The organism is Streptomyces spinosus (assembly GCF_020400655.1).
Lineage (GTDB): Bacteria > Actinomycetota > Actinomycetes > Streptomycetales > Streptomycetaceae > Streptomyces > Streptomyces argyrophylli.
Map to the genome: position 1 here is coordinate 137,436 of NZ_JAINRC010000019.1, position 22,188 is coordinate 159,623.

Consider the following 22,188-nt stretch of genomic DNA (forward strand, 5'->3'; position numbering starts at 1 on the left):
CTGGACTGGAGGTGTCGGCAGGCCGCACGACAGCCGAGGAGGTACGGCGATGACGCTGGCACGCAGGCAGAGACTCGCGTTCCCTGAGATGTCGGACTGGTTCGAGAACCTTCCGGCCCGGTTCGCGATGCCCACGGTGGGTGACCTGTACACGGTTCCGGTGGAGGACTACACGGAGGACGGTCGCTATGTGATGCGAGCGGAGCTGCCTGGTGTGTCGCCCGAGGACATCGACGTCTTCATCAGCGACGGCATCCTCACGGTGGAGGCCGAACGCACCGAGAAGGACGTCACGAAGAACCACAGCGAGATCCGGTACGGCGCGATGAGCCGCAGCCTCACGCTGCCGCCGGGCGCCGACGAGGACGACGTCAAGGCCGACTACACCGACGGCATGCTGACGGTCAGCGTGGGCCTGGGCGCGGAGAAGACGGAGGCGAAACACGTGGAGGTCCGGCACGGGAACTGAACACTCAAGGGCCGCCGTGGCCGCCGGCCCAGCGGCGTCGTACCGCTTCTTCGTGCTCCGTCTCCTCCAGCGCCAGATCCGCTGCTGCCAGTTCGTCCTGTAGCCGAGGGATCCAGTGCCGGCGCAGGGCGCGGACCCGCTGCCGCGTCCGTACGGCCTCGGCGGCCAGAAGCTCGGCGGCCGCCCGGTGGACGGCGAGTTCCGCCGCGGCACGGGCCGCGGCACGATAGGCCGTCTCGGCGTGCGCGAGGGCGGTGTTGGACGGTGTCGGTTCCCCCGCGGAGCGGACGGGATCCGTCCAGCTGACCGCTGCGGGATGGCGCACGCCCATCAGCGCTCCCCACTGGACGTCGACGCGCGCCCGCTGCGCCGGTGCTGCCTGGGCAAGGGCGCGTTCGCCGCCCAGCAGCACGCCTCGTACCAGCCAGGTTTCCGCTTCGGCCAGCCTCTGTCGCCACACCCGGCCCGCCTCCTCAGCCGCTTGCCGTGCCCTGTGCTCCTGGTCCAGCAGGAGCCGGAGCTTGCGTTCCAGGAGGTCCGCTCCGCGAACCGCCATGGCGAGGCTGCGACGCAGCCGCAGGCGCCCGGCCCGCCCGGCCGGAACCCGGCGCGCCCGCGGACTCATCGTGCCTCCTGGTCCTGCGGCAGCGCGTGGGCGTCGAGCAGGTCGGCGGGAAGCATGCCGAGCTGGCTGCGCGGCAGGGTGAGCAGCACCTCCCAGGCCCGGCCCAGGGAATCGTCCAGCGACCGGTCCTCGTCGGCACGCTGCGCGAGGAACCGGTGCCGGAAGGCGTCCTCCAGGTCCAGATGGCGCAGATCGGTCGGGCTGAGCGCCGACCGCCCGATCAGGTCGGCGAGCTCTCGCACCTGCCGCGACCGGGCCAGCGCGGCGATCAACTGCGCCGCGACGGCGGGATGGTCCGCGCGGGTGCGTCCCGCTCCGGTTCCCTTGCGCATCAGTCGCGACAGCGAGGCCAGCGGATCCACGGGCGGATACGTGCCTCCCGCCTGCACTTCGCCGGACAGCACGATCTGGCCTTCGGTGATGTAGCCGGTGAGGTCCGGGACGGGGTGGGTGATGTCGCCCGCGGGCATGGTGAGAACGGGGAGGATGGTCACCGACCCTGGCCGGCCCCTGATGCGGCCACAGCGTTCGTAGAGAGACGCCAGGTCGCTGTAGAGATAGCCGGGGTAGGCCCGGCGGGCCGGAATCTCGCCACGCGCGGCGGACACCTCGCGCAGCGCCTCCGCGTAGGCCGTCATGTCCGTCATGACCACCAGAACGTGACGGCCCTCGCCGAACGCCAGGTGCTCGGCGACGGTCAGGGCGAGTCGCGGGGTGAGCAGCCGTTCGATCACCGGGTCGTCGGCGGTGTTGAGGAACAGGACCAGTTCCCTCGCGGCCGAGCGGGCCGCCAGCCCGTGGCGGACGAACGCCGTGTCTGCGTGGGTGAGTCCCATGCCGGCGAACACGACGGCGAACGGGTCGCCTCCGCAGGTCGCCTGAGCGGCGATCTGCACGGCCAGTTCCAGGTGTGGCAGCCCGGCCGCCGAGAACAGCGGCAGCTTCTGGCCCCGCACCAGCGTGGTGAGCACGTCCACGGCGGCCACACCGGTGAGCACCGCCTCGTTCGGCGGTTCCCGGCGTACCGGGTTGATCGGCGCGCCGCCGACCTCCGCGTACGATCCGCCCAGCACGGGTGGGCCGCCGTCGGCCGGCTCGCCCCGGCCGTTGCACACCCGTCCCAGCCACCCGGCACCGACCGGTATCCGCAGCGGCGTCCCCGAGAAGGCGACACGGGTGCCGGTGCGGCTCATGCCGGCCGTGTCCTCCAGGACCTGAACCACCGCGATGTCGCGGTCCACTTCCAGGACCAGACCGTGTCGTCGTTCACCGGAGTCGAGGACGATCGTGGCGAACTCGTCCCAGCCGACCCCGCTCACTCCCTCGACGAACAGGAGCGGGCCGCGCAGATCCCGTACCCTCGTGTACTCGATGCCCACGGCGCCGGTCATGCCGCCTCCCTGAGCCGGGCCAGCACGGTGTCGCGGGCCGCGCTCACCGGAGCGGTCTCGTCGGGGCCCGCCGTCTCACGTGCCCGCAGCAGCGGGGTCAGGTCGACCGCTTCGACGGCATCCGCGGGGATTCCGGAGTCCACCAGTTCCAGGCAGCGATCGATGACCGTCAGTACGGCCTCCACCAGGGCCGCCGTCTTCGCGGGCGAGCTGTAGGCGTCCGCCGGGGACAGCGCGTTCTGCTGGATCGCCGCCTCACGCAGCAGCCGTCCGGCGAGCACACTGATCCGTTCCCGGGGCGGCAGCGCCGTGATGCCGACCAGTTCGACCAGGTCGGCCAGCCGGTCCGACTCCGCCAGCTGCCGCGCCACACGGCCACGCCGCTCGGCCCACTCGGCGTCACCGGCCTGGGCATGGGCGGCGGCCAGTGTGCTCGCGTCCCGGGAGAAGGACTCCGACCAGGACACGGCCGGATAGTGGCGCGCGTAGGCGAGATCGCGGTCCAGGCTCCACAGGCAGCGCACGAAGCGCTCGGTGTGCGCGGTGACGGGCTCGGTGCGGTCACCGCCCGGGGGAGACACCGCGCCGATCACCGTGACCGAGCCGGTCGCGCCGCCGAGGGTGCGCACGGCGGCGGCCCGCTCGTAGAATGCGGCCAGTTGCGAGGCGAGCCCCGCCGGATAGCCTTCCTCGGCGGGGAGTTCGCCCATCCGGGAGGCGAACTCGCGCAGCGCCTCCGCCCATCGGGAGGTCGAGTCGGCGATCAGAACGACGTCGAGGCCCATGTCGCGGAAGTACTCGGCGACCGTCGCGCCCGTGTGCACACTCGCCTCGCGGGCCATCATCGGCATGTTGGAGGTGTTGGCGATCGTCACGGTCCGTTCGGCCAGACGGCCCCCGGTCCGCGGATCGGTCAGCTCCGCCAGCTCCTCGATGACGTCCGCCATCTCGTTGCCACGCTCGCCGCAGCCGACGTAGACGATGACGTCGGCGTCGCACCACTTGGCGATCTGCTGCAGCAGCATGGTCTTGCCGGTGCCGAAGCCGCCGGGCACGGCGACGGTGCTGCCACGTGCCACCGGGAAGAGCAGGTCGACGGCCCGCTGCCCGGTGTTCAGGGGCACGTCCGCCGGCAACCGCCGCGCGACCGGTCGCGGGCTTCGCACCGGCCAGGACTGCTCCAACCGCACGTCCTGGCCGTCCACCACGGCGAGCACGGCGTTCGAGGGGTGATCGCCGGCCCCCGCGACCCAGGTCACCTCACCCGACAGGTCCGCAGGCACCAGGAGTCGCAGTGGCACGCCCGCGCCGATCTCCCCGAGGACGTCACCGGCCGCGACCGGCGCTCCCTCGGCCACTCGCGGCGTGAACGACCAGGCGCGACGGTCCGGTTGGCCCGTCGTCGGTCCGCCTGCCGTGAGAAGGTCGCCGACGCCGGCCAGAGGACGCAGCAGCCCGTCGAACACCCCGCCGAGCAGATCCGGTGCCAGCCGCACCGACAGGGGGCGCCCCTGGGGCTCCGCAAGGTGCCCGGGGGCCAGCCCGCCGGTGTACTCGTACGCCTCGACGGTGGCCGTGTCGCCGTGGATGGCGACCACCTCGCCCGGCAGGCGGGCGCCACCCAGCATGACCAGGTCGTGCATGGCCACCGTGGGCGGACAGGTGATCTCCACGAGGGGGCCGGCGACACGGAGGATCCGTGGCCGGTCCGCACCGTCCGGCGGAGTGCCGGGTGGGATCTGTGGCAGCGTGCGCCTGCCCGACGAGTCCGACGAAGGGTTGCCGGAGGTGGTCATGCCGGCTCCCACAACCTTTCGGCTTGGACACCCAGCCGGTCCAGGGCACGATCGGCGAGGGCGTCCGCCGACAGGTCGACCCGGCGGCCGGGCACCTCGGCCGTCACCCCGCCCTCCGAGGCTGTCGTGACCCTCGCCCGCGGACCCAGCAGTCTTCGTGCCGTCTCCGCGCAGCGCGGCCCGATCGATGCATCCGCTGTGAATTCCCTTCGCACACCTGCGTGGACCGCAGCCCTGAGAGCCGCGTAGACCTCGGCCCTGGCCGCCAGTTCCGCTGCCCAGGCGTCCTGGACCGCCCGCACCCGCTCCCGGGCCGCCTCGGCGGCACCGTCGGCTCTGCCCAGCTCTCGGGCCCGCTCGAGCACCGCCTCGGCCGTGGCGCGGGCTGAGCGCAGGGTTTCCTCCGCATCGGTCTGGGCGCGGTCCCGAACGGCGTCGGCCGAGGCCCGCGCCGCGCGCAGCAACTCGGCGCGGACGGGGCTCAGCGCGTCCGCCGGCGCGGTCATCCGGGCATCACCACCGTCAGCGGCCGGGACGCGTCCGGCGCCGTCGCCGCGCCGCCCAGCGCTTCGGCGGCGTCGGCCGTGAGGATCACGAGGCCGACCGTGCGGGGCAGCGTCCGCCAGGCCCGTCGGACGGCGTCCGGATCCTCCGCGACGAGCACGTCGACTCCCGCCAGCGCCAGACCGGACACGCTGGTCCGTGTGCCGATGGCGGCCACGGTAGCCATCGTCATGCCTTTCCGATCAGCAGGATCGCGACCACCAGCCCGTACACCGCGATGCCCTCCGCCAGACCGACGATCACCATCGCCCGGCCGAACATCTCCGGTCGCTCGCTCAGCGCGGCCAGCGCCGCGGCACCCGTGTAGGCGACGGCGATCGCGGCTCCTATGGACGCGCCGGCCACCGCGATGGCCGCCCCGATCAGGGCGGATCCGTTGACTCCACCGGCCGCTGCGGCCTGCGCCGAAGCCTGCGCCGGTCCTGCCGACGCCGTGGCGAGGACGACGAGGGCGCCGCCCAGGAGGGCGAGGTTCGTGGCCAGGAGCCAGCGGAAGGCGTGTCTGGTCCGCCGTCGCCGCAACAGCCGGACGGCGCCGAGCACCGCGGCCAGGACCGGCAGGACGATCAGCCAGGTGAGCATGGGATCACCTTCGTAGCGGGATCGGCAGGCTCCGCCGGGGGAACGTGCCAGGGACGGAACGGGCGGCCCTCCGTCTCGAAGAGCCGGGAGAAGAGTTCGTAGAACTCCAGCCGCAGCGCCTGCACACCGGCCACCAGGGCCTCCAGGCCGAAGGAGACGGCCGTGCCCACGACGAACAGCAGGACGGCGCCCACGACCCCGGCGGCGCCATGCCCGGCCAGTCCGGTGGTACCGCGCCACACCAGGTCGGCGAGTGCGGCATGGGTCAGGCCGAAGGCGGCCAGCCGGGCGAACGACAGGGTGTTGGTGCCGGTCCGCACGACGACGTCGAACAGCCGCACCACCGTCTCGGCGAGTCCCGCGCCACCGCCCGCAGTGGCCCGGAACAGGCCGAACGCCACCAGCGCCAGCCCGGTCACGGCGAGAGCGGCTCCGGCGACGGCCGGAGCCTGCCGGTGCAGGACCAGGCCCGCCGAGGCCAGAGCGAGGCCCAGGTAGAACAGCAGCCCGGCGCAGCCGGATGCCGCGTACAGCGCCGAGCCCCAGCCGCCCTCACGCACCCGGTTCACCGCCCCGGCGGCGTGTGCGAGGGCCAGCAGGCCGGCACCGAGCACGACGGCGGCGGCCAGCAGACGCGCGGGATTCTCCAGCGGGCTCAGCCACAGCACCGGCAGCAGCCCCGTCGGACCGAAGAACTCACCGTAGGCGGCGCCCGCCACCATGGAGGCGACACCCGCGCCCGCGAGTAACGGCCACAACCGGCCGAGCCCGGCCAACCGGCGGGGCAACCCGAGGCGCAACGCGACCGCGCCGAGCACCAGCAGCGCCCCGTGCCCCACGTCGCCGAACATGATCCCGAACATCGCGACGTAGGTGAGGCCCGCCGGCCACGAGGGATCCAAGTCCGCGTATGCGGGTGTCCCGTACGTCGTCACCAGCGGGGTGAAAGAGGCGGCCCGACCCGGCCGCAGCAGCGTCGGCGGATCGGTTCCGCGCGGGGACGGCAGAGTCAGCAGCGCGCCTCCCGCAGCGGCCAGGCGTCCGGCGACGCGGGGTACCTCGGCGGCAGGGCACCATCCGGCCAGCGCGGCCACCTCTCCCTGCCGCATCGCGCCCCCCGCGCGCTCCTCCAACTGGGCCTCACCCGCCAGCAGTGCGACGTTCCCACGGCGTTCGAGCAGGTCGAGGTCGGGCGCGGCGGAGGACAGCACTGCTGTCGCGGCGCTTTCGGGGCCGACTGCCCCGCCCTGCCCGCGCAACCGCTGCAGTCGCGAGGCCGCCGCCCCCGGAGCCGCTTCCTCGGCGCGGTCCAGTTCCACGCAGCCCTCCTCGGCGATCCGCACCAGAGCGTCCCGCAGGGCCGCCTGCGGTACGACCACCGCCACACGGCGCATCCGCACCGGCGTCACCGCCTCAGACCAGGGCATCGAACACCTCCCCGGGCCGGCCCTCGCGCGCCGCCGACTCCAGCGCCGCCCGGACCCGCCAGGCGTCCACGGACAGCAGCGCCACCGCACCGACGACCACCCGGGGCCCGTACCGGTCCTCACGCAGCAGCGCCGCGCCGTCCGCCCGCACCGTCCGCCACCAGCGGGCCTCCGCCCGCCACAGCTCACCCGGCTCGTCGATGTCCTTCAGGGCCCAACCCGCGGGCGAGGGCAGACGCTCGCGGAACTCCTGGTACGTGGCAGCAGCCGTCGGCCGTGTCCCGAGCAGCCGCGCCGCATCGCGTAGCACGGGCTCCAAAAGAGAGCGGTGATGTACGAACAGCTCCCGAGCTGCCAGCAGGGCGGCGCGTCCCTGGGCCCAGCGGCGCGCGGGCTGTACGGCGGCGGCGGTGCGGCGCGCGGCGGCCATTCGCATGCCGGTGACCAGGGCCCACGGCGTATCGCCGCCCGGGTCGCCCCAGGGCGAGGCCGTGAGCGCCGCCCGGGTTTCGGCGGGTGTGCGGGCGCGTTCCAGACTTCGCCACGCGGTTTCCAGCGCGCCGAGCCGATAGGGTTCCGGGGCCTCCGCGCGGCGCCCGTCCGGTGTGGGCAGCCGGGAGACCACATTGGCGATCTCGAACCCGGCGGTGAGCGGAACCAGCAGGCGGGCACCGCCCCGGGGCAGCCAGCCGGCCAGCACCCGCAGGTGCCACAGCAGGGTGGCGGACACCGCCCGCTGGGCCTGGCGCAAGTCCGCCGCCGCCCGCGTGTATCTCGCGTAGGGTGTGGTAGCCAGGCGTTGCAGGGCATCGCCGAGCGTCGGACCACGTGCGACATCCCGTGCTCCGTCGTCGCCTGGATACCTGCTGACGAGGGCTTCCGCGCGCACCGCTCCGGCGACCCACCCGGCACTCATGGTTCTGCCCGCTCCCCGCCTGTCAGGCGCAGGGCGTCGGCCACAGCGAGGTCCACCAGGCGGGGCACCCGCTCCAGTGCCCGCTCGCGGATGGCCGAGGCGGTGCGGTCCCCGGCTGCGCGGAGGGCGTCCGTCTCTGTCCGTGCCTCCCGCAGGAAGGGGGCTGCGGCCTGCCGGCGAACCTCGGGAGCGTGCTCCCGCGCGGCATCCACCATGCGTGCCGCCTCTCGTGCGGCGTTCCGCCGCAGGGCGTCGGCCTCCTGCTCGGCGGCGGCCCGGATCCGCGCCGCCTCCTGCTGAACGTCTGCCAGCCGGGCGAGGGCGGGTTCCAGTTCCGCGGCGCGTTCCGCCGTGCGGTCGGCGGGTACGCCGGTGGCGGAGGCTCCCGGCGTACCCGCCGGTCGGAACCGCTCCAGGAAGTCCCGCAAGCTCATCGGCGGCCTCCTGCCGGTCGGCTGCTCCTCCAGTCTCACCGTTGCCGTCCCGGCCCGCACCGGATAGGGCCGTGACGCCGTTCCACCGGGGCCGTTCGGCTCTTGGCACGGGCAGCGAGGGCGAAAGACTGGGACGGTAGGCAACTCGACGGGGTCAGGAGGCCGCCGTGAACGCGCACGAGAACTTCTCCGCGGAGGCCGAGGCCCGCCAGGATGTGCCCTCCCGCCCCTGGAGTCCCGGCGAAACGGCACGGCAGGAGACGCTGCTCCGCTACCTGGGTGCCGTGGCCACCGCCGTGGCCAAGCACGCAGGCACGGAGGCGCTGGCCCCGGCGACTCTGCCGAGCGCTCCGGCCCGCTCCGCACCTCCGTCCGCACCCCTCACGGCCCGGTCCGCAGCCGCGCCCGAGCCGGGACCGCCCCTGGTGCGGGACGTGATGGACGTGCCCGCTGCCTCGCTGCGCGAAGACATGCCGTACCGCGACATCGCCCGCGCGCTGGCGCGCGAGCACGCCGGCGCGCTGCCGGTAGTGGATGCCGAGGACCATGTGGTCGGCATCGTCTCGGAGTCCGATCTGCTGGCCAAGGTCGCCTTCGAGGCATCCGGTCACCGGCCCGGACGTGTCGGCAGGCTGCGTGAGCGCCGGGTCCATGGCAAGGTCCGCGGCGACCTGGCCGCCGACCTGATGACGAGTCCCGCGATCACCGTGCTCCCGGGCGCGACCGTCGCCGAGGCGGCCTGGCTCGCCGCGCTGTCCCGGCTGAAGCGGATGCCTGTCACCGACCGCGACGGCCGCCTTGTGGGCGTGGTGCGCCGCGAAGCGCTGCTGCAGTCGCTCATCCGGGACGACGCCGGTATCCGGACGGAGGTCGAGGCAACGGTCGCAGCGTGCTGCCCACCGGATGACCGGGAAGACGTGGAGGTGGCCGTGCACGACGGCATCGTGGAGCTGACCGGGCGGATGCCCTCGGCGGCGCTGGCCCGGCTGGTGGCGGAGGTCGAGGAGATCACCGACGTCGTGGAGGTGAAGAATCTGCTGACCGCCGTCTGATCCAGGCCGTTCTCAGCGGCGGAACGACGCGCTGTCAGCGGGAAGAACGATCCTTCACCTCGTGGGAGCCGGGCGGGGTCCCATGCTCGTCCAAGTGCGAGCCCAGGACCACCGCCTGGACGCGGCGTTGCACGCCCAGCTTGGCCGGCGGCCGGGAGATGTAATTCTTGACGGTCTTCTCCGACAGGTACAGCTTCCTGCCGATCTCGCGGTTGGTCAGACCGTCGCCGATCAGCGCGAGGATGTCGCCTTCCCGGGGCGAGAGGCCGGCCAGTTCCGGAGGCAGCGGCGGCACCTCTGCCGGGCCGGCCCGCAGGGAGCGCATGAGCCGGGTGGTCGTCGCCGGGTCCGGCATCGACTGCCCCGAGGCGACGGTACGCACCGCCGACACGAGGTCGGAGCCCTTGATCTGCTTCAGCACGTACCCGGACGCCCCGGCCATGATGGCGTCCGGCAGGGCCTCCTCGTCGTCGAAGGAGGTCAGCATCAGGCACGCCAGTTCCGGCATCCGCTCGCGCAGCTCGCGGCAGACCCTGATGCCGTCGCCGTCGGGCAGGCGGACGTCGGGCAGCCTCTTGACCCCCTCCCGCGCCGTGATGCGCGCGGCCTCGGCGAGCGTGGCGGCGGCCCGGACCATGACGGCCGGGGAGGACATCAAGTCCCCTGCGGTGAGGGCGACGGCCTTGGCCACGTCGACGGGCCGACGCATCTGGAGATAACCCGCGTCGGGGCCGTCGGGGCCCGTCGCCCTATGGCGGCGACTGTCTGGGTCATGACATCGCTGACGATGTGCGGGGTGCCGTACATGGTGACTCCACAAGGACCTCGATGGGGTGTCCTGCTTCCTCCAGGGTGTGCCGGGAGGCCGGAGGCGGACCAGGGGCCGTGCGACCTCTGGACGACCCTTCCGCCCACCGCGTGGCAGAGGGTCGGTCGGTCCCCGCACGGGCCGTGTGGCCCCTGATGCGGCCGGCGCCGCGGCGCCACGCTGAGGACGGAAGCCTTGCACCGGGAGGTGGAAACCATGTCCCGCACCGTCACCGTCGGCCTCGACGACTCGCCCGAGAGCCGGGCCGCGGCCGAGTGGGCGGCTCGCGAAGCGCTGCTGCGTGGCCTGCCCCTGAAGATCGTGCACGTCCAGGAGCCGACGCCCCAGTACGTTGCCCGCACCCCGTTGCTGGACTTCGACGGTTACCAGCGCTGGGCCGAGCAGCTGGCACGCGAGGCCGCGGAAGGGATCCGGCTGCGCCACCCGGGCATCGAGGTGATAACCGAGCGGCTCACGGGGACCGTGGCCGACGTCCTGTGCGAGGCGGCGGGCTTCGCCGAACTCCTGGTGCTTGGCTCGCGGGCGCTCGGTGGACTGCACGGGTTCATGGTCGGCTCGGTGAGTCTGGGCGTCGTGGCCCGTGCCGAGCGGCCGGTGGTGCTGGTGCGCGCGGAGGAGCAGGCCGCCGACGAGCACAGGACGGACCCGGCGGGCGTACCGTCCGCTGCGGCGCCGTACCGTCCCGTCGTGCTGGCCCTCGACATCGATCAACCGGATGACACGTTGCTGGAGTTCGCCTTCGACGCAGCCGCTCGCCGGAAGACCGCGCTGCGGGCCGTCCATGCCTGGCCTGCCCCGCCCACGTCCTCCCACCGCTTCCCCGGTGAGGCCGAGCTCTACGACACGCTCGAGCGTGGACAGGCCTCCCTGCTGGGCAAGGTGCTGCGTCCCTGGCGGCAGAAGTTCCCGGACGTCGAGGTGATCGAGAAGAGCCGGTGCGGAAGCGCACCGCAGGTCCTCGTCGACGATTCCCGTGACGCCTCCCTGGTGGTCGTCGGCCGGCGTATCCGCACCGGCTTCTTCGGCGCTCACATCGGCCATGTCACGCACTCGGCCCTGCACCACATCACCGCCCCCGTCGCGGTCGTCGCGCACGGCTGAGCCGCCGCACCGAGGAGGAGAACCCATGGAGACATCAGCCGCACGGGCCTTCGGCGAGCCCGTGGACCTCCCGATCGTCGTCGGTGTCGACGGCTCGGAGCCGAGCCTGAGGGCCGTGGAGTGGGCTGCGGACGAGGCAGCCCTGCGCGGGGCGTCGCTCCGACTGGTGTACGCCTCGCTCTGGGAGCGCTACGAGGGCGCGTCGGTGGCCCACGACCTGCGTAAGCCGTCGGAGGAAGTGATGACCCAGGACATCGTCGAGTCCGCCGAGTGGCGCGCCCGCCGCCGGCAGCCGGGCGTGAAGACGACCACCGATGTCCTGCCCGAGGAACCGGAGTACGGCCTGGTGCGGGAGAGCCACGGCGCCGTCGCGATGGTTCTGGGCTGCCGGGGCCGCAGCGGTGTGACCGAGGCTCTCCTCGGCTCCGTCGGTGTCGCGGTGGCCGGGCGCGCGCACTGTCCGGTGATCGTGCTGCGCGGACGTCACGACAATCAGGCCCGCTCGGGGGCACGCGGTCGCATCGTCCTGGGGGTGAGCGAAAAGGCGACGCACTCGGCCGCCGTACGGTTCGCGGTCGAGGAGGCCCTGCTGCACGGGGTACCGCTGGAGGCCGTGCGGGCCTGGCGCCGACCGCTGCACGAGCCCCGCGCGCATCCGCTGATCACCGGGCGACCGGGCCACCTCCAGGAGCGGCAGGCCGCGGAAACGGTGGAGGAGGCGCTGCGGGACGCCCCGGCCGACTTGGAGGTCTGCCGCCGTACGATCGAGGGCTTCGCCCGCGACGCCCTGCTGGCGGTGTCCCGCGAAGCCGACCTGCTGGTCGTCGGCGCCCGGCGCCGTCAGGGTCACTTCGGGCTCCAGCTCGGCCGCGTGACCCACGGGGTGCTGCACCGTGCGGCATGCCCGGTGGCCGTGGTACCTGAGCCCGTCCGCTGGGCCGCTCCGCCGTCGGGCGCTTGGCCGCCACCGCCTGGGTAACCGTGCCGCGACGGGACACATGAGGTTCGGCCGGGACTCCTCCTGGACGAAGCCGGCTGCACGCTCGCCCGCTCGGTCCTACTGCCGGGCCATGTGCATGCGCAGCTCGCTGTGGATGTCGGTGATCGGCTCTCCGGAGAGGTCGATCGTCACGGTGTACAGGGTTCCGGTGAACGGGAACGGTGCGGCGTAGGCGGGATCCACGGCGGAGCCGGGGTTGCTGCCGCAGGTCAGGTCACCGGGGTTGAACATGACCGGGGTGGTGACGGGGAAGTCCGTCTCGGCAGCGGGCTGACGGTCGACACGGAGCCGGGCCGTGCCAGGGGTGCCCTTGCCGTGCTGGATGTCGGGCTCGCCGGTGGGCTCGAACTCGAACCGCAGCTCGTGACGGCCCTCGGGCACGGTACCCGCGCTGACCAGGCGGTACAGCGCGCGGCGGACGTAGTTGTGGGTGTAGTGCAGCCGGCCGTCCGCGATGAACAGCGTCCAGCCGCCGGCGTCGGTGCCCTGGCAGATCAGGACGCCTTCGGCGCCGGCCGGGAGATCGACGTCGACGGTGATGCTGTGCGGGCGGTTGAGCACGCGCGGGGTGACCGCGGCGGGCAGGCTCTGGGTGCCGGGGCGCAGGGTGTAGCTGGTGCGGGCCTCGGTGATCTGCGGACGCCGGGTCATCATGCGTTGCACCGCGCTGCCGTCGATGGGGAGCACGTTGTACTTGCCGGCCTCGACGTACCACAGGGCGATCATCTCCAGCAGCTTGTCGCGGTGCTCGGCGGCCAGGTCGCGGGTCTCGGCGAAGTCCTCGTCGACGTGGTACAGCTCCCAGTGGCGGGCGTCCAGGTCGGCGAGGTCCTGCACGGTGATCGGGGTGCCGAAGGGGCGACCGGCCTCGGCGAACGAGGGCCCGGGCCAGGGGCAGACCGCTCGCCAGCCGTCGTGATCGATGGCACGGTGGCCGATCATCTCGAAGTACTGGGTGTGGTGGTCACTCGGCGCGCCGGCGTCGGCGAAGGTGTGGGCGAAGCTCACGCCGTGCAGCGGAGACTGGGTCACGCCGCGGATGGTGGCCGGTGGCTCGATGCCCAGGGCGTCGAGGGCCGTGGGGACCATGTCGATCAGGTGCGCGTACTGGGTGCGGATCTCCCCGCGTGCCCTGATGCCGCTGGGCCAGTGGACCAGGAACGGGTCGCTGGCGCCGCCGCGGTAGGTCTCCCGCTTCCACCTCCGGAAGGGGGTGTCACCGGCCCAGGTCCAACCCCACGGGTAGTGGTTGAAGGTGGTGGGACCGCCGAGTTCTTCGATGGAGCGCAGGCTGTCCTCGAGCGGCTCGGGGGCGTTGTTGAAGAACTGGGCTTCGTTGGCGGTGCCGGTGACACCGCCCTCCGGGCTGGCACCGTTGTCGGAGACCACCATGATCAGGGTGTTGTCGAACTCGCCGATCTCCTTCAGGAAGGCGAGCAGCCGCCCGATGTGGTGGTCGGTGTGGGAGAGGAACCCGGCGTAGACCTCCATCATCCGTGTCGCCAGGCGCCGGGCGTCCGGGCTCAGCGCGTCCCACTCGGGCACGTCCGGGTCATGGCGGGAGAGCCGGGCGTCCGCGGGCGCGACGCCGAGCTGTTTCTGCATGGCGAAGGCGGCCTCGCGGTAGGCGTCCCAGCCCTCGTCGAACCGGCCCCGGTAGCGGTCCGCCCACTGCCGGGGCACATGGTGCGGAGCATGCGTCGCGCCGGTGCAGAAGTTCAGGAAGAACGGCTTGTCCGGGGCGACCTGCTTGGCGTCGGCGATGAATGCCATCGCCTTGTCCACCAGGTCGGGAGTCAGGTGATAACCCTGCTCCGGCGTGGCCGGCGGCTCGACCTGGTGGTTGTCGTAGACCAGTTCCGGATACCACTGGCTGGTGTCACCGCCCAGAAAACCGTAGAACCGCTCGAAGCCGCGCCCGAGCGGCCAGCGGTCGTACGGACCGGCCGCCGACTCCTGCTCGGAGGGCATCAGATGCCACTTGCCGACCATGTACGTGTTGTAGCCGTGCTCCAGCAGCATCTCGGACAAGAAGCCGTTCTCGAACGGTATCCACCCGTTGTAGCCCGGGAAACCCGTGGCCATCTCGGTCACCCCGGCCATCCCGTTCGCATGGTGATTACGGCCGGTCATGATGCATGAACGCGACGGTGAGCACAGGGCGGTGGTGTGCATGTTGTTGTACAACAGCCCGTCAGCGGCCAGGGAGTCCAGGCTGGGGGTGGCGATCGGACTGCCGTAGCAGCCCAGCTGCCCGTACCCGGTGTCGTCCAGCACGATGAACATCACGTTCGGTGCGCCCGGTGCGGCCCGCAGCGGCTGCGGCCATGCGGGCTGCGACTCCTCGGTGGTCCGTCCGATCACCCCCGGGAACGCCGCCCCGGGGCGGTATTCCTTCCATGACGGCTGCGACATGGCTCTCCGTCCCGTCGGCCTGCGCCCGGCACCACAGGTCGGCACTCGTTCTTCGGGGCATGGCTGAAACGCGCCGCCGTACAGGCCGATGGGTCGGGCCGACTCGAATGGTCACGCGCGCCCGGCTGGGGTGCGGTGGCACATCACCCACCCTAGGAACACAAAGCCACGCCTGCCACAGCGGGACGGGGAGCCGGTGGCGTCCTGACGGTGGCACAGCGCCCGCGGGCAGTGGGCGCCGGGCGAGGCAAGCGGCACGGCGAGAACCTCGACGGCGGCGGGAGCGCGGTCGTCGCCGGTTGCCCCGCCCGGCCGGTGTCGCAGCGAGGACGTGTCCCCGGGCCGTCTCCGTCACGACGTCTGCCTCGTCACTGCGGGCCGGTGCCCCGCGGCGAGGTCTGCGCAGCCCCGGCCGGCCACGACAGGGCCCGGGTGACGTCGGCGACGGTGAGGATGCCGACAAGGCGATCTTCGTCCTGCACCACGGCACGGCGTACGGGGCCGACCCCCAGCCGGGGCAGGAGGTCGATCCTCCAGCTTGCGTCCCGAGGACCGCCGTGCCGGCTTCCCGGGTGCGAGGGGTCCCGCGGGTCCCGGAGTACGGTTCAGCCCGTCTTCGGGCCCCACTGCGGCCCCACCGCATCCCACTCCTGGTCCCAGTGGGTCATGCGACGCCGGTCGAGCCGTGCTCGTGCGAAAGCGCCCGCGCCGAAGACCGGGGCCGCGACGACCAGGGTGGCAGCGGCACCGAAGAGAGCGGCCTCGACGTGCCCTTCGGTACGGCCCGTCGGTGGCGAGAGCATGAGCCTGCCCCGGTCGTCCTGCCAGACGGTCACCGAATCTCCCGTCTTCAGGCCACCGTCCACCAGCGCCTGCCCGCTACGAGGGGTGCCGTCGGGAGCCGTCCAGCGCACGGACCCCCGGATACGGCCGTCGGCCGGCGGGTCCGCGGCGAGGCCGTGCGGCGCGTCGGCGAGGAGGACCGCTCGAACGGCGTGCCGGTGAGCACGCTGCACCGCGAACTGGTGCTCGGCGCTGTGTACCGTCACCAGGGCGGCGAGGGCACCGGCAACGACGACTATCACCCACACGGCCAGGACGACCCAGGCCTCGACGACGTCCTCGCGCCGCCGTAGCGGATTGCTCCGCCACCGCCACAGCCGCTTCGTGGTGCTCATGACGGAACACCTCCTCGTCGTGGTGCCTCCTTCGACGGTGACTCTGGCGGGGCCGTGGCCACAGGGGCCGAAGGGGCTCAGCGAAAGGCCGCTCGGACCCCGATCACGCGCCGGCAGGGCCCATTGGTCCCTATCGGGCTGCTGAGGGCGACGTCAGAGGTCCGGTGCAAGCGTGGAAGTGATGATGCGGGTCCGTGATGCCCCTCCGCACCACCGAGGCCGCCCTGCCACGGGCCGGTGAGCCCTTGAGCACCGTCCGGCTGTGCGCAAGGGCCGGAAGGCCCGAGCGCGAACGCCCGCGCACCGCCAGCCTGAACATGCGGGGCGCTTCCGCGGCACCGTGCCGGAGCCCGGCCCGCCCGTGCCCTCCGCTTCACCGAACTGAGCGCCGCCAGGCGTTGCTGGGGTCACAACGAGACGGCACACAGTGCGACCGCACGACAGTCGTCAGCCGCTTGTCCTCGCCGCGCCATCCGTCCCGATGAGGAGTACCCCGGTGACCAGCTCGGGGTGAATGCGCACCGTCTGGTCCGCAGGCTCCATCGGCACCCAGGGCTGCAGCAGCCCCCGGACACGCTCCAGTTCGACCGGATCGGTCACCAGCCGGGCGTACCCCGTGACGACCACGCTCCAGCCGAGGTGGGTGTCCGGGTCGATGGCATCGGCCTCGTACGCGACGACGACGCCCGTGCCGGCGGCTTCCTGTGCGTGAGACGTGAGCGCGGCACCCTCATGGGTGCGGATGACGATGTCCCCGTCGTCCAGGATGTGGTGGACCGGGCGGACGGTGGGCAGAGCCTGGCGGGTGAAGACGATCCTTCCCAGCGACACGCTGCCCAGCAGCCGCAGCGCCTCCGCGTGGTCGAGGTCGATGCGCCGGTGTGCTCGCGTCTCGCCGGCTGCCATGACGTGCCTCCCTTCCGCTGCCGGTCGGGCCATGCCGCTGAAGAGACCATGCGTCGCCGTCACCTGCTGTCACTCGTGTCCATGTCCGCCAGCGCGACCCGGTCGGCCTCAAGACGGCGGTACCGGCAACCCCAGCCGCGTCATCTCCGCCAGGTTCGCGCCCTTACCGCCGAGCTGACCGGCCAGGTCACGGCCACCGTCCTGGAAGTCGTGCACGTAGCGGACCATGACGCCACTCCTCGGCTCTTGGCTCTCGGTACCTCCCAGCCTGGAAGGGAGCGGCGCGCCGGGGCAGGTGTCCTCCGTCCCACGAGGTGGGCCGACCGGCCCTGATGCCGGCAGCGCTGTCCGTTCCGACGCCGGGAGACGGTCTCCAGCCGCTGGCACAGCCCTGCTGCACTCACCGACAGGGACTGGTTAACTGAGACGGAGGAGCGTCATGGCAAGTGCGGAAGAGCCCCGTGTACGACTGCCCCAGCTCAAGCTGGACGAGCTGCTGGAGGAGCTGCAGGCCCGGATCGACGCGGCCCGCGGTACCCGGGACCGGGTGCGCAGCCTGCTGGAGGCGGTGCTCTCCGTCGGTCGCGAGCTGAATCTCGAAGAGGCACTGCACGCCATCGTCGATGCGGCTGCCGTACTCGTCGACGCCGAGTACGCCGCCCTGGGTGTCATCGGGCCCGGCGGCGGATACCTCTCGGCCTTCCTTACCGTCGGAGTGACCGACGAGCAGATCGCCGAGATCGGCCCCTTCCCACAGGGCCACGGCATCCTCGGAGAAGTGATCCGGCACCCTGAGCCGCTCCGGCTGGAGAAGATCTCCCAGCACCCGGCGTCGCACGGCTTCCCGGCCCACCACCCGCCGATGAACAGCTTCCTGGGCGTTCCCATCCGGGTCCGCGACCAGGTCTTCGGCAACCTGTACCTGACCGAGAAGCGCGGCGGTACGCAGTTCGACGAGGAGGACGAGGCGGTACTGTCGACGCTGGCCGTGGCGGCCGGCGTGGCCATCGACAACGCCCGGCTGTACGAGGAGTCCCGGCTGCGTGAGCGGTGGCTGCGGGCGAACGCCGAGATCACCTACAGCCTGATGGCCGGCAGCGCCCGTGCCGAGGCTCTCAAACTGATCGCCGAACGGGCGCGCGAGATCATGGGGTCGGCCCTGGCGGCGGTGGCGCTGCCCATGGAGGACACCGAGTCCCTCGCCGTGGAGATCGCCGTGGGCGTGGACGCCGAGGCACACCGAGGGATGGTGCTCCCCCTGTCCAGGACTCTCATGGGCCTCGCCTTCTCCGCTGCCGCGCCGGTCACCAGCGGCGACGTGCACCGGGACGAGCGGATCTCCCCGGAGCCGCCGCGCTTCCATGGGCTCGGCCCCGCCGTGGCCGTCCCGATCGGCACCGGGGAAGGCGGCGTGCGCGGCGTGGTGCTGGTGGCCCGGGAGACCGGCGCGCCGGTGTTCTCGGCCGAGGAGACCGAGAAGCTGCAGGGCTTCGCCGCGCAGGCCGCGATCGCGATGGAACTGGCCCAGCGCCGCAAGGACGCGGAACAGATCGCGGTGCTTCAGGACCGCGACCGCATCGCCCGGGACCTGCACGACCTGGCCATCCAGCGGCTCTTCGCGACCGGCATGACGCTGCAGAGCGCGGGCCGTTTCATAGAGCACCCCGAGGCCGCCGAGCGGGTGCTGCGGGCCGTGGACGACCTCGACGAGACCATCAAGATCATTCGTTCGACCATCTTCGGGCTGCGGACCCGTGCGCGCGCCGTCGACGCCGGGCTGCGGGCCCGGGTCGTAGACGTCGTCGGCGAGAAGACCCCGGTGCTGGGTTTCACGCCCAGCGTGCGCATCGAGGGCCTGCTCGACACCGATGTCCCGCCTCAGATCGCCGACCACGTCGTGGCCGTCGTCTCCGAGGCCCTCACCAACACTGCCCGTCATGCCCATGCGAAACGGGCGCAGGTCGCCCTCACGACCGACGGGCGAGAGGTCTCTCTCACGGTCGCGGACAACGGTGTGGGCATCTCGCCTGACGGTCGGCGCAGCGGGCTGCGCAACATCGCCGAGCGCGCGGAGCAGTTGGGCGGGCACCTCGACGTGTCCAGCACCGACGGGGGAGGTGCCACACTGCGCTGGCGGGTGCCCCTGCCCGGCACATAGGTAAGCGGACATTCCCCGGCACGGGGGCGAAGTCCGAGCGTTGAGGGACCACACGGTCAAGGGGCCCGGGCACGGGGCCACTCGGCCCATGTCCCGCGACCGCTCGTCGGCGCAGCCTGAAGGTGTCGTGGAACCGCACCCAGGCCCCTGGAGGACGCCATGAACGGCACTCCCACCGTCGTGAACGACGTGATGACCCGCAGGGTCGTCGCCCTGCGTACGGGGGCGGCCTTCAAGGACATCGTGCGGACGATGCAGGAGAGGCGGGTCAGCGCCCTCGCCGTGCTGGACGAGGGCGGACGCGTCGTCGGCGTCGTCTCCGAGGCCGGCCTGCTGCCCCGCCGGACACCCTCCTCGCCTGCGCCGCGTGCGTCATGGCTCGCACAAGCGTCAAACGGCTGCCGGTGGTCGGTCCCGACGGCACTCTGCGGGGCGTCGTCAGCCGGTCCGACCTGTTGAAGGCCTTCCTGCGGGACGACGCGGGCACCGCCGAGGACGTCCGGTGCGAGGTCGTCGCGCGGCTGTTCGGCGCGCACGCCGAAGCGATCCGGATCGAGGTGCGCGACGGTGTCGTCACCCTCACCGGCCGGGTTCGCGGAACCGCTCTGATTCCGCTCGCCGGCCGCCTCACGCGGGCCGTCGCGGGCGTGGTGGACGTGCACTGTGCGCTCAGCGGTCCGTCCCGCCGTCCGGACCTCGTCCCGGACCTGCAGGACCCGCAACGGTCGTCCCCTGCCTGACGGAGGCCGACCGCATGCCGAGGAAGGGACGGACCGATGGCACGGACACCTCCCGCGAGCGTGACACGGGTGATGCTGTGGCGCTGGCGGCACAACCCGCTCAAGCGGCACAGCGATGTCGTCGAGGCCTGGATCGTGCTTGTCATGTGGGCCCTGGCCCTGCTCGGAGGAGTGGTCGCGGGCGTGGTGGCGGCGCAGGCGATGGACTCGGCGTTCGCCGCCCGGCGCGCTCAGGTGCACGCCGTGTCCGCCGTACTCACCGACGACGGGGCGAAGACCCCGCCTGGCGGCAGCGGGTACGACGACGGCCGGGTGTGGGCCGCTGTGCGCTGGACGGACGCGTTCGGCAAGGTGCACACCGGCCAGGCGAAGATCTTCCCGGGTTCGCCTGCGGGTAGCACGCTCACGGTGTGGACGGACCGAACCGGCCGGATCGTCTCCCCGCCTCCCAGCGGGACGGGGGCGACACTGCAGGTGGCTCTGACCGGCGCCCTCGTGGCTCCGCTGGCCGGTGCGACGGTCTGGGCCGGCGGCCGGCTGATCCGTACGCGGCTCCTGCGGCGGCGCCTGGACGAGTGGGACGAGGAGTGGGAGCAGGTCGAACCCGAGTGGCGGAGACGGAGCGGGGGCAGAGGTTGATCGGCAACGCCGGCCGCGACAGGCACGGCAGCAGCAGGCACAGGGCAACAGCCAACGTCTCAGTCTCACGACGACGCAGTCTCAGGGCGACGGTTCCAGTGCGCACGATCCAGAAGCGGTCGGCATGCCGGCCTTCCTCGAACATGCGGGTCCCGGCCGCGAGGGAGACCTCGCGGGCGAGGCGCATCAGCCGTTCACGGTGCACGGGCCCAAGCGCCGTGCTCATGGTGGTCGCGGAACTCACCGCACCGGCTGCCTTCCCGGGCTGTCGATCCCAGCGTGCGCTCCCTCGGGGAGCCGGCACCACGGGCCGCCGGACCCCGGCCGTGGGCCTTTCGGCTCATACCGCGCGGGGTGCCGCCGGGCGGGTGCCCATCCACCCGAACCGAGCCCGAGCCGCACGCCCGAAAGGGCCGCCCCGGCCCTTTGTCGGACCTCTTCGGCCCATGCGCCCCACCCGCCGGTCAGCGCACGCTGGGCGCACCCGGAGCGGAGGGAGAACGATCATGAGCCTCTCCACGCGCATCGTCGTCATCGCGGTCGGTGACCCGTCCCGGCATGACGAGGGGGTCGGCCGGGCGGTGCTGTCCCGCCTGCGCGAGCGGGCGCTGGAGAGGCCTTTCCCGCCGGGCACCGTACTCGCCGAGTGCGACCTCGACCCGGGGCGGCTGATCCGGCTGTGGGACCACACGGACCTGACCATCGTCCTGGAGGCCGCGCGCACCCGCCCGGGGAACCCCGGCCACATCCACCGCCTGGAGCTGGACGCCCGCCGACTGGACCGGCCGAACGCCATGGTTGCTCGCGGACTCGGCGAGGCCGTCGAGGTGGCCTGGGAGGTGAACCGGCTGCCCGGTCACCTGGTGGCGTACGCCGTCGAAGCCGCCGACACCTCGCTCGGGCCGGGGCTGTCCCCACCCGTGAACGCCGTGGTGGACGTCCTCGTGGAACGAGTCGAGGACGAGATCGTCCGGCACAGGGTCGCCGCGGCGCGGGGGCGGACGGCGTGAGCATGGCATGACTGGCCGGGAAGGGCTCGTCACCTGGGTCCCGAGTTCTCCAAGGCCCCCGCCTGTGCGACAGCCCCGTCCGGGCCCCACGCCCACACCATGAGGCGACCGCCTCCGGCGGAGAGCCACCGCGTCCAAGGCCGGGGACTGACCGGCCCCATGGCCCCATGAGGCAGACGGAGCAGCCACCGCACCGTCCACTTCTCACGGCCGGCGCAGCCAGTCGTCGCCCACACCGTGCGCGGTCGGTCCGGCGGACATTCCGTGCCTGTCGTCGAAGCGGTAGGTGAGGTCGTCGACCACGTCCACGACACCGTCGATGCGCCGAGTCGTGGCGACGGCGACGGTGGCGTCGCTGTGGCGTTCCAGTTGCCCGGAGAGAGTGACCACACCTTCGCAGACCGCCACGTCCACGGTGTGCGGGTCGAGCCAGAGCGCGTCGACGAGCACCTCGCGCTGCACAGCCCGCCGGATCTCGTCGTCGCTCCGCAGGAAGACGTGGAGCAGATCACGGCGGGTGACAATGCCGACGAGCCGGTCCTCCTCGTCGACCACCGGCAGACGTTCGATGCCGTGGCGAGCCATCAGCCGGGCGGCCTCCGGCAGACCGGCTTCCGCACGCACTGTCACCGCGGGTGCCGACATGATTCCGCCAGCCGTACGAGCCCGGCTCCGGGCGAAACTCTCGCGTGTTCGGCGGCGGAGCCTGCACACCCAGGCGTTGAGACGGCCACCGGATTCACTCGCTCGCGCCTGGCGCTGCATCAGGTCGGTCTCGGAAACGACCCCGATGACCTTGTCGTCCTCGTCTATCACAGGCAGCCCGCTGATGCCGTGGTCACGCAAGAGGCGGACGATGTCCTTGAACGGGGTGCCGTACTGGGCGGTGACGACGTCGCCGCTCATGACGGCACCGATCTTCGTCGGCTTCATGGCTGTCCTCCTTTGCAACGTTC

21 protein-coding genes and 2 pseudogenes are annotated in these 22,188 nt (G+C 72.4%); 8 read left to right on the forward strand and 15 right to left on the reverse strand.

Translation table 11 applies throughout. From position 1 onward, the window contains the following. The first annotated feature begins 49 nt into the window (after positions 1–49). Positions 50–469: an Hsp20/alpha crystallin family protein gene (locus LG395_RS32260; protein ID WP_225812203.1), complete on the forward strand. Its 420-nt coding sequence runs from the start codon at positions 50–52 to the stop codon at positions 467–469. 4 nt (positions 470–473) lie between these two features. Here the strand turns inward: LG395_RS32260 and LG395_RS32265 are convergent, their stop codons facing one another. The 9 genes from LG395_RS32265 to LG395_RS32305 all read right to left on the reverse strand — a co-directional run bounded on the left by LG395_RS32265 (position 474) and on the right by LG395_RS32305 (position 8,204). Beyond that, complete coding sequence (locus LG395_RS32265) at positions 474–1,094, reverse strand: V-type ATP synthase subunit D (RefSeq protein ID WP_225812204.1); 621 nt, start codon at positions 1,092–1,094, stop codon at positions 474–476. Further along, a complete protein-coding gene (locus LG395_RS32270; RefSeq protein ID WP_225812205.1) occupies positions 1,091–2,485 on the reverse strand; it encodes a V-type ATP synthase subunit B in 1,395 nt (464 codons plus the stop codon). Before LG395_RS32270 ends, LG395_RS32265 begins: the two co-directional genes overlap by 4 nt. Continuing rightward, positions 2,482–4,281, reverse strand: coding sequence for a V-type ATP synthase subunit A (locus LG395_RS32275; protein WP_225812206.1), 1,800 nt, complete (start codon positions 4,279–4,281; stop codon positions 2,482–2,484). The genes LG395_RS32270 and LG395_RS32275 overlap by 4 nt, the downstream gene beginning before the upstream one ends. Beyond that, positions 4,278–4,787 (reverse strand): hypothetical protein, encoded by a 510-nt coding sequence (locus LG395_RS32280; RefSeq protein ID WP_225812207.1) that lies wholly within the window; start codon positions 4,785–4,787, stop codon positions 4,278–4,280. Before LG395_RS32280 ends, LG395_RS32275 begins: the two co-directional genes overlap by 4 nt. Further along, the gene (locus tag LG395_RS32285) at positions 4,784–5,017 is read right to left on the reverse strand and encodes a V-type ATP synthase subunit F (RefSeq protein ID WP_225812208.1); all 234 of its coding nucleotides are present in this window, start codon (positions 5,015–5,017) and stop codon (positions 4,784–4,786) included. Before LG395_RS32285 ends, LG395_RS32280 begins: the two co-directional genes overlap by 4 nt. Continuing rightward, positions 5,014–5,427: an ATP synthase subunit C gene (locus LG395_RS32290; RefSeq protein WP_225812209.1), complete on the reverse strand. Its 414-nt coding sequence runs from the start codon at positions 5,425–5,427 to the stop codon at positions 5,014–5,016. Before LG395_RS32290 ends, LG395_RS32285 begins: the two co-directional genes overlap by 4 nt. Continuing rightward, a complete protein-coding gene (locus tag LG395_RS32295; RefSeq protein WP_225812210.1) occupies positions 5,412–6,854 on the reverse strand; it encodes a V-type ATPase 116kDa subunit family protein in 1,443 nt (480 codons plus the stop codon). The genes LG395_RS32290 and LG395_RS32295 overlap by 16 nt, the downstream gene beginning before the upstream one ends. Then, the gene (locus LG395_RS32300) at positions 6,841–7,605 is read right to left on the reverse strand and encodes a hypothetical protein (protein ID WP_225812211.1); all 765 of its coding nucleotides are present in this window, start codon (positions 7,603–7,605) and stop codon (positions 6,841–6,843) included. Before LG395_RS32300 ends, LG395_RS32295 begins: the two co-directional genes overlap by 14 nt. Positions 7,606–7,766: 161 nt before the next feature. Further along, complete coding sequence (locus tag LG395_RS32305) at positions 7,767–8,204, reverse strand: hypothetical protein (protein ID WP_225812212.1); 438 nt, start codon at positions 8,202–8,204, stop codon at positions 7,767–7,769. Between the two features lie 167 nt (positions 8,205–8,371). Here LG395_RS32305 and LG395_RS32310 point away from each other — a divergent pair, with 167 nt between their 5' ends. Continuing rightward, positions 8,372–9,256: a CBS domain-containing protein gene (locus tag LG395_RS32310; protein ID WP_225812213.1), complete on the forward strand. Its 885-nt coding sequence runs from the start codon at positions 8,372–8,374 to the stop codon at positions 9,254–9,256. A 34-nt stretch (positions 9,257–9,290) separates the two neighbouring features. Here LG395_RS32310 and LG395_RS32315 read toward each other — a convergent pair whose 3' ends face one another. Beyond that, entirely contained in the window at positions 9,291–9,965 is a 675-nt protein-coding gene (locus tag LG395_RS32315; protein ID WP_225812214.1) for a LuxR C-terminal-related transcriptional regulator, read from the reverse strand. A gap of 315 nt (positions 9,966–10,280) precedes the next feature. Between LG395_RS32315 and LG395_RS32320 the strand changes: the two genes are divergently transcribed. Next, complete coding sequence (locus tag LG395_RS32320) at positions 10,281–11,186, forward strand: universal stress protein (RefSeq protein WP_225812215.1); 906 nt, start codon at positions 10,281–10,283, stop codon at positions 11,184–11,186. A 25-nt stretch (positions 11,187–11,211) separates the two neighbouring features. After that, complete coding sequence (locus LG395_RS32325; protein ID WP_225812216.1) at positions 11,212–12,165, forward strand: universal stress protein; 954 nt, start codon at positions 11,212–11,214, stop codon at positions 12,163–12,165. 78 nt (positions 12,166–12,243) lie between these two features. Here LG395_RS32325 and LG395_RS32330 read toward each other — a convergent pair whose 3' ends face one another. The 3 genes from LG395_RS32330 to LG395_RS32340 all read right to left on the reverse strand — a co-directional run bounded on the left by LG395_RS32330 (position 12,244) and on the right by LG395_RS32340 (position 16,685). Continuing rightward, complete coding sequence (locus LG395_RS32330; RefSeq protein ID WP_225812217.1) at positions 12,244–14,601, reverse strand: arylsulfatase; 2,358 nt, start codon at positions 14,599–14,601, stop codon at positions 12,244–12,246. 605 nt (positions 14,602–15,206) lie between these two features. Continuing rightward, positions 15,207–15,779: an Rv1733c family protein gene (locus tag LG395_RS32335; RefSeq protein WP_225812218.1), complete on the reverse strand. Its 573-nt coding sequence runs from the start codon at positions 15,777–15,779 to the stop codon at positions 15,207–15,209. A 447-nt stretch (positions 15,780–16,226) separates the two neighbouring features. After that, on the reverse strand, positions 16,227–16,685 hold the full coding sequence (locus tag LG395_RS32340) for a pyridoxamine 5'-phosphate oxidase family protein (RefSeq protein WP_225812219.1): 459 nt from the start codon (positions 16,683–16,685) through the stop codon (positions 16,227–16,229). 439 nt (positions 16,686–17,124) lie between these two features. Here LG395_RS32340 and LG395_RS32345 point away from each other — a divergent pair, with 439 nt between their 5' ends. The 3 genes and pseudogenes from LG395_RS32345 to LG395_RS32355 all read left to right on the forward strand — a co-directional run bounded on the left by LG395_RS32345 (position 17,125) and on the right by LG395_RS32355 (position 20,222). Beyond that, entirely contained in the window at positions 17,125–18,843 is a 1,719-nt protein-coding gene (locus LG395_RS32345) for a GAF domain-containing sensor histidine kinase (protein WP_225812220.1), read from the forward strand. 159 nt (positions 18,844–19,002) lie between these two features. Continuing rightward, positions 19,003–19,583 (forward strand): annotated as a pseudogene (locus tag LG395_RS32350) (CBS domain-containing protein). A 36-nt stretch (positions 19,584–19,619) separates the two neighbouring features. Further along, the gene (locus LG395_RS32355) at positions 19,620–20,222 is read left to right on the forward strand and encodes an Rv1733c family protein (protein ID WP_225812221.1); all 603 of its coding nucleotides are present in this window, start codon (positions 19,620–19,622) and stop codon (positions 20,220–20,222) included. A gap of 76 nt (positions 20,223–20,298) precedes the next feature. Here the strand turns inward: LG395_RS32355 and LG395_RS32360 are convergent. Beyond that, positions 20,299–20,466: pseudogene (locus tag LG395_RS32360) on the reverse strand (cyclic nucleotide-binding domain-containing protein); the annotation flags it as partial. A 262-nt stretch (positions 20,467–20,728) separates the two neighbouring features. On the opposite strand from LG395_RS32360, the gene LG395_RS32365 reads away from it, so the two are divergent. Further along, positions 20,729–21,232 carry a hydrogenase maturation protease gene (locus LG395_RS32365; protein WP_225812222.1) on the forward strand — a complete coding sequence of 168 codons (504 nt, stop codon included), beginning with the start codon at positions 20,729–20,731 and terminating at the stop codon, positions 21,230–21,232. Positions 21,233–21,436: 204 nt separating this feature from the next. On the opposite strand, the gene LG395_RS32370 is transcribed toward LG395_RS32365, so the two are convergent. Beyond that, positions 21,437–22,165 (reverse strand): CBS domain-containing protein, encoded by a 729-nt coding sequence (locus LG395_RS32370; protein ID WP_225812223.1) that lies wholly within the window; start codon positions 22,163–22,165, stop codon positions 21,437–21,439. Positions 22,166–22,188 lie beyond the last annotated feature (23 nt).

Coding starts and splice junctions, on each gene's coding strand:
- LG395_RS32305 (WP_225812212.1), bottom strand. CDS start 8,204: ATGAGCTTGCGGGACTTCCTGGAGCGGTTCCGACCGGCGGGTACGCCG.
- LG395_RS32320 (WP_225812215.1), top strand. CDS start 10,281: ATGTCCCGCACCGTCACCGTCGGCCTCGACGACTCGCCCGAGAGCCGG.
- LG395_RS32285 (WP_225812208.1), bottom strand. CDS start 5,017: ATGACGATGGCTACCGTGGCCGCCATCGGCACACGGACCAGCGTGTCC.
- LG395_RS32315 (WP_225812214.1), bottom strand. CDS start 9,965: ATGCGTCGGCCCGTCGACGTGGCCAAGGCCGTCGCCCTCACCGCAGGG.
- LG395_RS32280 (WP_225812207.1), bottom strand. CDS start 4,787: ATGACCGCGCCGGCGGACGCGCTGAGCCCCGTCCGCGCCGAGTTGCTG.
- LG395_RS32335 (WP_225812218.1), bottom strand. CDS start 15,779: ATGAGCACCACGAAGCGGCTGTGGCGGTGGCGGAGCAATCCGCTACGG.
- LG395_RS32325 (WP_225812216.1), top strand. CDS start 11,212: ATGGAGACATCAGCCGCACGGGCCTTCGGCGAGCCCGTGGACCTCCCG.
- LG395_RS32330 (WP_225812217.1), bottom strand. CDS start 14,601: ATGTCGCAGCCGTCATGGAAGGAATACCGCCCCGGGGCGGCGTTCCCG.
- LG395_RS32265 (WP_225812204.1), bottom strand. CDS start 1,094: ATGAGTCCGCGGGCGCGCCGGGTTCCGGCCGGGCGGGCCGGGCGCCTG.
- LG395_RS32260 (WP_225812203.1), top strand. CDS start 50: ATGACGCTGGCACGCAGGCAGAGACTCGCGTTCCCTGAGATGTCGGAC.
- LG395_RS32295 (WP_225812210.1), bottom strand. CDS start 6,854: ATGCCCTGGTCTGAGGCGGTGACGCCGGTGCGGATGCGCCGTGTGGCG.
- LG395_RS32345 (WP_225812220.1), top strand. CDS start 17,125: ATGGCAAGTGCGGAAGAGCCCCGTGTACGACTGCCCCAGCTCAAGCTG.
- LG395_RS32290 (WP_225812209.1), bottom strand. CDS start 5,427: ATGCTCACCTGGCTGATCGTCCTGCCGGTCCTGGCCGCGGTGCTCGGC.
- LG395_RS32340 (WP_225812219.1), bottom strand. CDS start 16,685: ATGGCAGCCGGCGAGACGCGAGCACACCGGCGCATCGACCTCGACCAC.
- LG395_RS32355 (WP_225812221.1), top strand. CDS start 19,620: ATGGCACGGACACCTCCCGCGAGCGTGACACGGGTGATGCTGTGGCGC.
- LG395_RS32365 (WP_225812222.1), top strand. CDS start 20,729: ATGAGCCTCTCCACGCGCATCGTCGTCATCGCGGTCGGTGACCCGTCC.
- LG395_RS32370 (WP_225812223.1), bottom strand. CDS start 22,165: ATGAAGCCGACGAAGATCGGTGCCGTCATGAGCGGCGACGTCGTCACC.
- LG395_RS32275 (WP_225812206.1), bottom strand. CDS start 4,281: ATGACCACCTCCGGCAACCCTTCGTCGGACTCGTCGGGCAGGCGCACG.
- LG395_RS32270 (WP_225812205.1), bottom strand. CDS start 2,485: ATGACCGGCGCCGTGGGCATCGAGTACACGAGGGTACGGGATCTGCGC.